Source organism: Marinobacter sp. (assembly GCF_048259445.1).
Taxonomy (GTDB): domain Bacteria; phylum Pseudomonadota; class Gammaproteobacteria; order Pseudomonadales; family Oleiphilaceae; genus Marinobacter.
In genome coordinates, this window is the sequence record NZ_JBLXHQ010000001.1 from 290,454 (window position 1) to 301,761 (window position 11,308).

11 protein-coding genes are annotated in these 11,308 nt (G+C 56.7%); 5 read left to right on the forward strand and 6 right to left on the reverse strand.

All coding sequences use genetic code 11. From position 1 onward, the window contains the following. From ACN0RL_RS01305 to ACN0RL_RS01330, 6 genes are all read right to left on the reverse strand, one after another. On the reverse strand, nucleotides 1-774 hold the full coding sequence (locus tag ACN0RL_RS01305; RefSeq protein WP_417512877.1) for a motility protein A: 774 nt from the start codon (nucleotides 772-774) through the stop codon (nucleotides 1-3). A gap of 11 nt (nucleotides 775-785) precedes the next feature. Next, nucleotides 786-1,613, reverse strand: coding sequence for a shikimate dehydrogenase (gene aroE, locus ACN0RL_RS01310; protein ID WP_417512879.1), 828 nt, complete (start codon nucleotides 1,611-1,613; stop codon nucleotides 786-788). A gap of 3 nt (nucleotides 1,614-1,616) precedes the next feature. After that, nucleotides 1,617-2,552 (reverse strand): oxygen-dependent coproporphyrinogen oxidase, encoded by a 936-nt coding sequence (gene hemF / locus ACN0RL_RS01315; protein WP_417512881.1) that lies wholly within the window; start codon nucleotides 2,550-2,552, stop codon nucleotides 1,617-1,619. Nucleotides 2,553-2,560: 8 nt separating this feature from the next. Beyond that, nucleotides 2,561-3,133, reverse strand: coding sequence for an L-threonylcarbamoyladenylate synthase (locus tag ACN0RL_RS01320; protein ID WP_417512883.1), 573 nt, complete (start codon nucleotides 3,131-3,133; stop codon nucleotides 2,561-2,563). Nucleotides 3,134-3,177: 44 nt separating this feature from the next. Further along, nucleotides 3,178-4,332: a DNA-processing protein DprA gene (gene dprA / locus ACN0RL_RS01325; protein ID WP_417512885.1), complete on the reverse strand. Its 1,155-nt coding sequence runs from the start codon at nucleotides 4,330-4,332 to the stop codon at nucleotides 3,178-3,180. 67 nt (nucleotides 4,333-4,399) lie between these two features. Beyond that, nucleotides 4,400-5,419 (reverse strand): LysM peptidoglycan-binding domain-containing protein, encoded by a 1,020-nt coding sequence (locus ACN0RL_RS01330; protein WP_417512887.1) that lies wholly within the window; start codon nucleotides 5,417-5,419, stop codon nucleotides 4,400-4,402. 408 nt (nucleotides 5,420-5,827) lie between these two features. Here ACN0RL_RS01330 and def point away from each other — a divergent pair, with 408 nt between their 5' ends. From def to glyQ, 5 genes are all read left to right on the forward strand, one after another. Next, the gene (gene def / locus ACN0RL_RS01335) at nucleotides 5,828-6,331 is read left to right on the forward strand and encodes a peptide deformylase (RefSeq protein ID WP_417512889.1); all 504 of its coding nucleotides are present in this window, start codon (nucleotides 5,828-5,830) and stop codon (nucleotides 6,329-6,331) included. Between the two features lie 95 nt (nucleotides 6,332-6,426). Next, a complete protein-coding gene (gene fmt, locus ACN0RL_RS01340) occupies nucleotides 6,427-7,362 on the forward strand; it encodes a methionyl-tRNA formyltransferase (protein ID WP_417512891.1) in 936 nt (311 codons plus the stop codon). Between the two features lies 1 nt (nucleotide 7,363). Continuing rightward, nucleotides 7,364-8,674, forward strand: a complete 1,311-nt coding sequence (gene rsmB, locus ACN0RL_RS01345; RefSeq protein ID WP_417512893.1) for a 16S rRNA (cytosine(967)-C(5))-methyltransferase RsmB — start codon at nucleotides 7,364-7,366, stop codon at nucleotides 8,672-8,674. Next, complete coding sequence (gene trkA / locus ACN0RL_RS01350) at nucleotides 8,671-10,047, forward strand: Trk system potassium transporter TrkA (protein ID WP_417512895.1); 1,377 nt, start codon at nucleotides 8,671-8,673, stop codon at nucleotides 10,045-10,047. Before rsmB ends, trkA begins: the two co-directional genes overlap by 4 nt. Nucleotides 10,048-10,253: 206 nt before the next feature. After that, complete coding sequence (glyQ, locus tag ACN0RL_RS01355) at nucleotides 10,254-11,264, forward strand: glycine--tRNA ligase subunit alpha (protein WP_417512911.1); 1,011 nt, start codon at nucleotides 10,254-10,256, stop codon at nucleotides 11,262-11,264. Nucleotides 11,265-11,308 lie beyond the last annotated feature (44 nt).

Consider the following 11,308-nt stretch of genomic DNA (forward strand, 5'->3'; position numbering starts at 1 on the left):
TCAGGCCTCCCGCTCCGGCGCCAGCCCTCTGCGCTGATCCGGCGTTACAAACGAGGACAGCATCTCAGTCATTACTCTCGGATTTTCCCCACGCATAATGTTGCGCATGGATGTGATAATCAGAACCTGATTACGGCTTTCATCTTCCGCCTTGAGCTGAAGCTTGTCGGCCAGAGGAAGCGCTATTAACTGGGCAATGAAAGCGCCGTAGAGTGTTGTCAGCAAGGCAACAGCCATAGCCGGGCCGATGGAGGAGGGATCATCCAGCGAATTGAGCATCTGTACCAGGCCCACCAGGGTGCCCAGCATTCCAATAGCCGGCGCAGACTCGCCAATACCCCGGAATACCCGCTCAGCCACTTCGTAGCGCTCGGCCATCTGCTGGGATTCCTGAGCCAGTGCTTCCTCGACCAGTTCAGGCGGATGGCCATCCACACACAGATTGATGGCTTTTTGCAGGAACTCATTACCGGTCTTGTGATTTTCCAGGCCCAGAATACCCTCTTTACGCACGACCAGGGCCAGCGCCCCCGCTTCGCGGATCAGTTCCGTAGGTCGTTCGACCCTGTCGGTAAATGCTGCGCTCATGGCCAGACGAAAGGCGCTCATCACGGAAGACAACCGGAATTTTATGAGCGTTACCGCAAAGGTGCCGCCAATAACTATCGCCAGGCCCGGCAGGTTGAGAAAGGTGAGAAGTGAGGCGTTTGCCAGCATTGCCAGAATAACAATCAGAATACCGGCGACAAGCCCTACGAGGGTAAGAATATCCATGCATAGCCCTTTCAGTCGTTCCGCAACGCATCAATAACCGGCGCCGTTTCCGGGCGCACGCCCCGCCAGACCCGGAACGATTCGGCTGCCTGTTCAACCAGCATACCCAAGCCATCAAATACCTGGACGGCTCTGTTATCGAGAGCCCATTGGTTAAACGTGGTGGTTTGCAAAGAATACATCATGTCATAAACGACTGTGCCGGCCGCGATCACATTTGCACAAAGAGGTGGCAAGTCTCCCTGCAGGCTGGCACTGGTGCCATTAATGATGACATCGAACGGCTGATCCGGCTCATCAAATCCACAAGCACTCAGATTGGCGGCGCCGGCCTCATCGTCAAACAGAGCGACCAGTGCTTCGGCTTTAGCCACCGTGCGGTTAGCGATGCTGAGGCTAAAGGGCTTTTGCGCCAACAATGGGCTCAGAACACCACGTACGGCGCCACCAGCTCCCAGAACCAGTATCCGGGCACCTTCAAGCCTAACGCCATGGTTGTTCACCAGATCCCGAACCAACCCGTAGCCATCGGTGTTGTCGGCTACCAGTTGCCCTTCACTGTTCTGATACAACGTATTGGCCGCGCCCGCCTTTTGAGCTCTCTCAGCCCGGCATTCCGCCAGCTCCCAGGCCTGTTCCTTGAAGGGGACCGTTACGTTCAGCCCCTTGCCACCGCCCTCAAAGAACTGGCAAACCGTTGCCGCGAAGTCATCAAGAGGGGCCTGAATCGCAGTGTACTCCACCGGCTCACCGGTTTGGGCGGCAAACAGACTGTGAATTCTCGGTGATTTGCTGTGGCCGATCGGGTGGCCAACCACCGCATAAAGATCATTGCTCATAACCTATGCCTCTTGCGACGTGTTATCTGCAAGCCAGTCCCGCCCGGTGAGAAAGTGCTCCGTCAGACGCGCCTCTTCACTGCCTGCTTCCGGTACCCGACTGTAATCCCAGCGCACCAGGGGTGGCAGCGACATCAGAATGGATTCAGTGCGCCCGCCAGACTGCAGACCGAACAGAGTGCCACGATCATAAACCAGATTGAACTCAACGTAGCGGCCGCGCCGGTAAAGCTGGAAATCCCGCTCGCGCTCACCGTATGCCTGGTCCATGCGGCGCCGCACAATGGGCTCGTAAGCTTCAATATAACTATTGCCCACGGACGTCATCAGCCCGAAATCCTTTTCAAAGTCACCGGTGTTGTGATCGTCGAAGAAAAGCCCGCCGACGCCCCGTGGCTCATCTCTGTGGCGCAGGTAAAAATAATCATCGCACCAGTCTTTGTAACGGCGGTAAGTATCTTCACCAAACGGAGCACAAGCCGCTTCGGCAGTCTTATGCCAATGCACGCAGTCCTCATCAAAACCGTAATAGGGTGTGAGGTCGTAGCCACCACCGAACCAGTAAACCGGTTCGCTATTCTCCGGAGTAGCGATAAAGAATCGCACATTGGCGTGAGAGGTCGGCACATATGGGTTGTTCGGGTGTATCACCAGAGAGACACCCATGGCCTGCCAGGGAGCACCAGCCAGATGCGGGCGGTGTGCCGTGGCGGAGGCCGGCATGGTATTGCCCATCACATGGGAGAAATTGACCCCGCCTTTTTCGAAGATCCGACCATCGCTGATCACACGGCTTACACCACCGCCGCCTTCGGGGCGATCCCAGGCGTCACGAACGAATTCTGCGCCGCCCTCCAGCGCCTCAAGGCGCTGGCATATGCTGTCCTGCAAGCCAAGCAGATACTGTTTAACCGCATTAATATCCGGTTGCTGTGGCATGAATTCTCCTAACGAAGCTGTTTGCCGCTGACAATATCAATAATACGGCTGGGTTTCCGGTTACCGCCAAGGGCGCCTGGCACAATCTGGTCAAGCCGGTCGTCAAAGTAATGGCGAACCTGCAGGGCGTCACGGGCAGGTTCTTGCCCGGCGGGATTGCAAGAGGTGGACACGAGAGGCATGTCGGCGCTTTCACACAAGGCTTTGACCACCGGGTGTCCACTGACTCGAACAGCAATCGAACTATGACTGCCTCGCACCCACTCGGGAATCTGTTTGTTCACATCCGGCAGTAAACAGGTCACCGGGCCGGGCCAATGGCTCAAAGCCGCCTGCTGAAGTTCTTCGGGCAATGGGTCGAGCAGAAAGCGAATCTGTTCCACAGACGCCGCTACGAGAATCAGGCCTTTTTCCACCGGTCGCGTCTTGAGTTCAAGAATGCGTGTGACTGCCTCCTGGTTCCAGGGGTCGCACCCCAGGCCCCAGACAGCCTCAGTGGGATAGGCGATAACGCCGCCTTGCAGGATTGTACTGCGGGCAAGCTGTAACTGCTGATCATTTAAAGGGTTGTGCGCAGCCATGTTGATGTCGTCAGACCAAAACGGGATAAATCTTCACACCGGGCTCAGGCGATTTTCTGGAAACCTCCGGGCGCAGAACTCACCAGTCCTTCAAGCTCCAGTAGCAGGAGAGACTGAACGAGCTGATCGGCCGGAAGACCGGTTGCTGAACACAGTGCATCAGTTGATTGGGGATCATACCCTAATGCCTCAAACACCGCGATTTCCCGGCTGTCCAGTGCACCCAACGGGCCAGTAGCCAGACTTTCAGACCGGGGCTGAGTGGCAGACTGATCTGGCAAAGCGCGACCGGCAGGAAGTGACCAGGAGGCGCCCAGCTCTTCCAGAATATCGTCAACCGTATCGACCAGCCGTGCACCCTGCTTTATAAGATAGTGACAACCACGGGCCACCGGACTGTGAATCGATCCAGGGATGGCAAACACTTCGCGCCCCTGCTCCAAAGCCATTCGCGCTGTAATCAGAGACCCACTTTTCAGCCCGGCCTCAACCACCAGAATACCGCGGCTCAGGCCGCTGATAATACGGTTACGCTGGGGAAAGTGCGCAGCCCTCGCGGGCGTGCCCGGCGGATACTCGGATACCATCAGGCCCGTCCCTATAACTCGCTCACCAAGCCGGCGATGCTGGTTCGGATAAATGCGGTCGAGGCCACAACCGATAACTGCGATTGTCGCGTATCCGGCATCCAGGGCCCCAGCGTGGGCCGCGCCATCAACCCCCAACGCCAGGCCACTGGTTACCAGCAGATTCCGGTTGCTCAGCTCTGCCGCAAAGCGCCGGGCGTGATCCAGCCCCGCAGGCGTGGCGTTGCGACTGCCAATAATGCCAATCTGCTCATGACTCAACAGCCTCGTATCACCCCGGGTATACAACACCAGTGGCGCATCATGAATATGTCTCAGCGCTTCCGGATAATCAGAGTGCTGCCAGTTCACGATACCGATTCCATGCCGCTCACAGGCCAGCAAAGTCTGCCGGACTGTCTTCACAGAGCTATCGGTTTCATTTTGTTGTTGCCACGCCAGAATTGCCGCAATCGTTTCAGCATGCAGGCCTTGCGCCCTGAGCGTTGCCGGGTTTCTCGTGAGAAGGTCAGTAAGATCGGGGATTGTTGCAAGCATGGCCCGCCGACGAGCACGCCCGAACCTGGGCAAACAGGTAAGAAATAACCACTGCGCAGAAGGAGAGGAAAACACGGCATCATCCTTGAAAATAACAAAGCCGGGCCTTCCTGGCCCGGCCTTTGGTTAACCGACTACGGGATCAGGGGTTGGTAACCTTGTCGCCCACAGCCAATGGCCGCGTCGCCTGCAGTATCAAGCCGTAGCTCATTTTTTCGTAGACCTGGAATACCATCAGCAAGCCAGCCCGTTCGGAGGGCAGCTCGACGGTCTCATTGGTAACCGGGTCGCGTACCAGCTTGCCACTTTTCAGAATGGCCATCACATTGCCTGCATCAAGCCCTTCGCGACTACCCCGGTTGATAGCAACCACATTGTATTGGCCAATTTGAGTAACGCCTCCATCTACCGAGATCATTTTACCTTCGATCTTCTGGCTGGGGGAGCTCGGCATAAAACTGGTCGTCAGCCGGCGATCTTCATTAACCAGCAGGCGATCACCAACACGCACTTCTTCACTGGAGCTTGTCAGGTCTACAGTCAGAACATCACCGTTTTCTGCAGCCACATCGCCACGGGCTATGCTGCGCGCTTCCAGGCCGAGAAACTCACCGGTATCCGGGTCAACAAATTCTGTGCTGCGACGGAATACGCCTATTTTATCTGCAGGCTTTTGGCCTCGGGCATACACCCGGTCACCCGCGCCATTCACGATACGCCCGTCTACGCCTTCGAGTACGTAAGGCGCCTCGTTGATCAGCTCAGGGCTGACAATGCGAGTATCCGTCAGGAAGCTGCTGATAGCATCAAGAGGGATTGCAGGAATGGGCGTATCAATCTGCTCGGAACGGATCTGTGGTGACAGCTTCACAACACCGTTGTTGGAAGTCACCTTGGTGAGACGGGGTTTGCCGTCGATATAAACGAGAGCAAGACGATCACCCGGGTAAATCAGATGAGGGTTGGCCACCTGCGGGTTAACGTGCCAGATTTCAGGCCAGTACCACGGGTTGCTCAGAAATCGCCCTGAAATGTCCCAGAGAGTATCACCCTTCACAACAGTGTAACGCTCAGGATGATCAGGCCGCAGTTCTGGTGCAGCGTGAGCCCAGGAGGTTAATAGCAGCATAGTGGCCGCCAGAGCGTACAGCAGTTTCCTCATTGTCTAAGTCCTTGATCGCGTGCCTTGAATCTGTGAGTTCTGGTAAGGATGCAGCCAGTTGTCTGCAGCTTATTACGTTGTTATGCAAGTTACTATAGAAGAAGTCTCGCAAATTGTGATGTTATCTTTTGTTCTTCCAGTAAATTCTATGCCATTTTCAAAAGATTTTAACTATTACCTGATCAGTTTGTACTCAATCGGCGAATTGTTGGATAATGTATTGAAAGCGGCGTAACGACGCCCATATTAATGTGAAAGGAACAATTTGCGCAGTACGCTGTCGCATTTCAGAGATCGCTTTCACACGGTTACAAAAGACAACGTTAAAAGTCCGGTAAAATCATTAGTCATAAAAGGGTGCCAGCCCGAAACCCTGGCATTCGTCATACAGGCCAAAGTACGAGCACTATGATACTAGATATTCTCGAATACCCGGATCCCCGTCTTCGCACCATCGCCAAGCCGGTTGATGAACTGACAGACGCCGACCGCAAGCTGATCGACGACATGTTCGAGACCATGTACGATGCGCCCGGCATTGGTCTGGCAGCCACACAGGTGGACGTTCACAAACAGATCATCGTTATGGATCTGTCCGAAGACAAGAGTGAACCCCTGGTTTTTGTCAATCCGCAGGTCGAAGTGCTCGATGGCGAGCGTGAAGCCATGCAGGAGGGCTGCCTCTCGGTACCCGGCTTTTATGAAGACGTCGAGCGGATCGAGCACTGCAGGATCCGTGCGCTGGACCGGGACGGAAAGCCGTTTGAAATTGAAGCCCGGGGCCTTCTTGCTGTCTGCATCCAGCACGAAATGGACCACCTGAACGGCAAGCTGTTTGTCGACTACCTCAGCAATCTCAAGCGCAACCGCATACGCAAGAAGCTGGAAAAGCTTCACAAGCAAAGTGCGTGATCAATGCCTGAAAGGCGCTTGATGTTTGTATAGAAAGTATCGGACCGGGCCCTGGCCCGGTCTTTTCGTATTCAACGAATCAGAGACCCAACACCGTGCGACTCGTTTTTGCCGGCACTCCGGATTTCGCTGCTACCGCCCTGAGAGCGCTGCTGGACACTCCTTACTCCGTTGTGGGCGTCTATTCCCAGCCAGATCGGCCAGCAGGCCGTGGCCGCAAACTGCAACCCAGCCCGGTCAAACAGGTTGCTCTGGACAACGATATCCCGGTGTTTCAGCCGGAAAGCCTGAAAACCCCGGAAGCACAGCAAGAACTCGCAGACCTCCAGCCGGATGTCATGATCGTTGCAGCCTACGGGCTGATTCTGCCTCAGGCAGTACTGGAGATTCCCGCGCACGGTTGCCTCAACATTCACGCCTCTCTTTTACCTCGCTGGCGCGGCGCGGCGCCTATTCAACGCGCCATTGCTGCTGGCGATAAAGAAACCGGAATTACCATCATGCAGATGGACAAAGGCCTGGATACCGGCGACATGCTGCTGAAATCTCTATCCAAAATCGATGCGAACGACACCGGCGGCAGCCTTCACGACCGCCTCGCCGAACTGGGCGGCGACGCCATTGTCGACGCACTGCACCTGCTGGAGAAGGGCGAGCTTCGTGGCGAAGCCCAGAATGACGAGCACGCCTGTTACGCCCACAAACTCTCGAAAGAAGAAGGCCACATTGACTGGTCTCAGGACGCCCCGGCCATTGAACGCCTGATACGCGCTTTCAACCCCTGGCCCGGCACCTACACGGATCTGGACCAGCAACGCCTGCGGATCCACGAGGCCGCGGCCACAGACGAGCACAGCCAAATGGCGGCCGGCACCGTGGTACGGCGAGAGCGCGAAGGTATTGATGTTGCCTGCGGCACCGGCACCCTGCGAATTACGCGCCTGCAATTGCCCGGGGCTCGTGCCCAGAGCGTGAATGACCTGATTAACGGCGGCAAACAACTGTTACTACCCGGGCAGGAGCTGCGCTGACATGGACCGCTATGATCAGCCCGATCAACCCATGCGCGCCGTTGCTGCCAGCGTGCTGCTGGCAGTGGAATACGGTGAGTCTTTATCCCAGTGCCTGCCGCCGGCCCTGCAGCAACTTGCGCCCAATGAGCGCCCGGCACTTCAGGCACTCTGCTACGGTACTTGTCGCTGGTTTCACCGCCTCGACAGTGAGCTGAGCAGCCGGCTGAAAAGCCCTGTAAAGAAACAGGATCGCGTTGTTCATCATTTGATGCTCGTAGCTCTCTTCCAGTTGCGCTTCAGCCAGCAGGCTACCTACGCCATTCTGAACGAATCCGTGGAAGCCTGCCGCGCCCTCGATAAACCCCATCTCACCGGCCTGGTAAATGGTGTGTTGCGCGCTGCCGAGCGTGAAGGTGCGCCTGAGCCGGAAAACGACGCCAGCCGCTTCAGCCATCCCGCCTGGATGGTTGAAAAGCTACGCCATAACTGGCCCGACAACTGGCAGCAGATTCTTGAGGCCAATAACGCCCAGGCGCCCATGACATTGAGGGTGAACGCTCTGCGCTTTAGCCGTGACGAGTATCTTGCGCTGTTAGCCGAAGCAGGTATCGAAGCAGCCGCTACCGCCTTTGCACCTCAGGGTATTCAGCTTGCCCGACCGGTACAGGTGGACCAGCTACCCTGGTTTGCCGACGGCGCGGTCAGCGTTCAGGATGAAGCCGCGCAGCTCTGTACAACGCTGCTGGATCTTGCACCGGGACAAAGGGTACTGGACGCCTGCGCAGCGCCAGGCGGCAAAACCTGCGCCATTCTTGAAAGCCAGGCGGAGCTTGCCGAGGTCGTCGCCATCGACGAGTCGGCGGCGCGGCTGCCCCGGGTTCAGGAAAACCTCGACCGGCTGGATTTGCATGCAAGCCTGCTGCAGGCGGACGCAGCGGATACCGAACAGTGGTGGGACGGGCAGCCTTTCGACCGCATCCTGCTCGACGTACCCTGCAGCGCCAGTGGCGTTATACGCCGCCACCCCGATATCAAACTTCTCCGCCGGGAAACCGATGTTGTGCCCCTGGCGGCAATACAACTCGGGCTTCTGGAGGCGATGTGGTCTGTTCTCAAACCGGGCGGCCGTCTGGTCTATGCCACCTGTTCCGTGTTCCCCCAGGAAAACCACCGTATAATCCAACGGTTCCTCAAACAGCAAACCAGCGCCGTTCTGATTGAACCAGAGGTTCAGTGGGGGCGCGATATGGGCACGGGGCGGCAGCTTCTCCCCGATCCAACCAGCCATGACGGCTTCTTTTATGCCGTACTGGAGAAACCTGAACAATGAAGATCCTGATTCTCGGTGCCGGCCAGGTAGGCGGCACGCTGGCTGAAAATCTCGCCAGCGAAGCCAACGATATAACGGTCATCGACACCGACGCGGTGCGGCTGCGCGAACTGCAGGATCGTCTCGATATTCGCACGGTTCAAGGCATGGCCTCCTATCCGACGGTGCTGAGCCAGGCCAACGCGGAAGACGCCGACATGCTTATCGCTGTTACCAACAGCGACGAAACCAATATGGTCGCCTGCCAGATTGCGAGCATCCTTTACAACACGCCCACAAAGATCAGCCGTGTGCGAGCCAGTGCCTATCTATCCAACAACAAGTTGTTCGGGAAAGAGGGCGGCTTTCCGATTGATGTCATGATCAGCCCCGAGCATCTGGTTACCCGGCACATTACCAGGCTGATCGAGTACCCGGGCGCCCTGCAGGTGCTGGAGTTCTCGAAAGGCCTGGTTCGGCTGGTGGCCATCCGTGCCACTGAGGGCGGCCCGCTGGTAGGGCGCGAGCTGTCCTATCTGAGCACCCACATGCCCAAGATCGAGACCCGGGTTGCTGCCATTTTCCGTAAGGACCGCGCCATCATGCCCAAGGGCGACACGGTGCTTGAAGACGGCGACGAGGTGTTTTTTATCGCCGGCGCCGATCACATCCGCTCGGTTATGAGCGAGCTGCAGCCGCTGGTCAAAAACTACAAACGTATTTTTATCTGCGGCGGCGGCAACATAGGCCAACGGCTGGCTCACACCCTGGAAAACCGCTATCAGGTCAAACTGCTTGAGCGCAACCATGAACGCTGTGTGCTGCTTTCGGAAAGCCTGCGCAAAACGGTTGTGCTTGAAGGCAACGCCGCAGACAAAGACATACTGCTGGAAGAAAACATCGAGAACACCGATGTGTTCTGCGCAGTCACCAACGATGATGAAGCCAATATCATGGCATCATTGCTGGCCAAGCGCCTGGGCGCCCGCAAGGTGTTCACCCTGATCAACAACCCCGACTATGTGGATCTGATTCAGGGCGGCGAGATTGATGTCGCAATTTCCCCTCAGCAAACCACCATCGGCAGCCTGCTCACCCATGTGCGACGGGGCGATGTTGTGAACGTGCACTCCCTTCGCAGGGGCGCTGCCGAGGCTATCGAAGCCATCGCCCATGGAGATCACAAATCCTCCAAGGTAATCGGCAGGCGGCTGGATGAAATCAATCTGCCCCAGGGAGCGACCATAGGTGCAATTGTCCGCCATAACGAAGTACTGATCGCTCACGACCACCTTCGGGTGCAGCCGGATGATCATGTCATTCTGTTTCTGGTAGACAAATCCCGGGTGCGGGAAGTTGAAAAGCTCTTCTCCGTGGGGCTCACGTTCTTCTAGTTCAGAATCAAGAGCATGAAGACTACTTAGAAATACCGGTTTGGCGCGCGTATAATGCGCCTTTTTCCGATTGACCCTCTTGCGAGCAAATTGAACATTGGCTCGGTACTCACTCGATATTGAGTCGAAGAGTGGATACACACAGACCGAATCAGCAGGCAAACGTTGTGACAGAAAGAGTGAAAGACAGAGCGACAGACAAGGCAATGGACAGCAAGAATTCGGATACCAGGACCTTTCAGGGCTTGATTCTGACCCTGCAAAACTTCTGGGCGCAGCATGGCTGCGTGGTACTTCAGCCACTGGATATGGAAGTCGGCGCCGGCACCTTTCACCCGGCCACCTTCCTGCGCGCCATCGGGCCGGAAACCTGGAATGCTGCCTACGTGCAACCGAGCCGCCGCCCCACAGACGGCCGCTATGGCGAGAACCCCAACCGCCTGCAGCATTACTATCAGTTTCAGGTAGTGCTCAAGCCATCCCCTGACAACTTTCAGGAACTGTATCTAGACTCGCTTCGCGCCCTCGGGCTTGATCCGCTGGTTCACGACATCCGCTTTGTAGAAGACAACTGGGAATCGCCCACACTGGGTGCCTGGGGTCTGGGCTGGGAAATCTGGCTGAACGGCATGGAAGTCACCCAGTTTACTTACTTCCAGCAAGTGGGTGGCCTTGAATGCTACCCGGTTACCGGCGAGCTCACTTACGGTCTTGAGCGCATCGCCATGTACCTGCAGGGTGTCGACAGCGTTTACGACCTGATCTGGACAGAAGGCCCGGACGGCGTGGTCACTTACGGCGACGTGTTCCACCAGCAGGAAGTGGAAATGTCCACGTACAACTTTGAACACGCAGACGTCGAGTTCCTGTTCCAGAGCTTTGACGTTCATGAGCGCGAAAGTGCCCGGCTGATTGAAGCCGGCCTGGCGCTGCCTGCCTACGAGCAGGTTCTGAAAGCGTCTCATACGTTCAACCTGCTGGATGCCCGCCACGCCATCTCGGTCACCGAACGTCAGCGCTTTATTCTGCGCGTGCGTACTCTGGCCCGAGCCGTTGCCCAGGCCTACTTCGACAGCCGGCGCAAGCTCGGCTTCCCGCTGGCCCCGGAGGCCCTGCGCCAGGAAGTGCTGGCCATAGCCGAGGCGGCCGATAACAAGGCTAACGGCAAGAAAGGTAAAAAAGCGAAGCAGGAACAACAGGCAGAGGGAAACGCATAATCATGGCAAAGCAGGATTTTCTGGTCGAACTGGGCGTTGAAGAA

Coding starts and splice junctions, on each gene's coding strand:
- ACN0RL_RS01305 (WP_417512877.1), bottom strand. CDS start 774: ATGGATATTCTTACCCTCGTAGGGCTTGTCGCCGGTATTCTGATTGTT.
- def (WP_417512889.1), top strand. CDS start 5,828: ATGATACTAGATATTCTCGAATACCCGGATCCCCGTCTTCGCACCATC.
- aroE (WP_417512879.1), bottom strand. CDS start 1,613: ATGAGCAATGATCTTTATGCGGTGGTTGGCCACCCGATCGGCCACAGC.
- ACN0RL_RS01320 (WP_417512883.1), bottom strand. CDS start 3,133: ATGGCTGCGCACAACCCTTTAAATGATCAGCAGTTACAGCTTGCCCGC.
- hemF (WP_417512881.1), bottom strand. CDS start 2,552: ATGCCACAGCAACCGGATATTAATGCGGTTAAACAGTATCTGCTTGGC.
- trkA (WP_417512895.1), top strand. CDS start 8,671: ATGAAGATCCTGATTCTCGGTGCCGGCCAGGTAGGCGGCACGCTGGCT.
- glyQ (WP_417512911.1), top strand. CDS start 10,254: ATGGACAGCAAGAATTCGGATACCAGGACCTTTCAGGGCTTGATTCTG.
- ACN0RL_RS01330 (WP_417512887.1), bottom strand. CDS start 5,419: ATGAGGAAACTGCTGTACGCTCTGGCGGCCACTATGCTGCTATTAACC.
- rsmB (WP_417512893.1), top strand. CDS start 7,364: ATGGACCGCTATGATCAGCCCGATCAACCCATGCGCGCCGTTGCTGCC.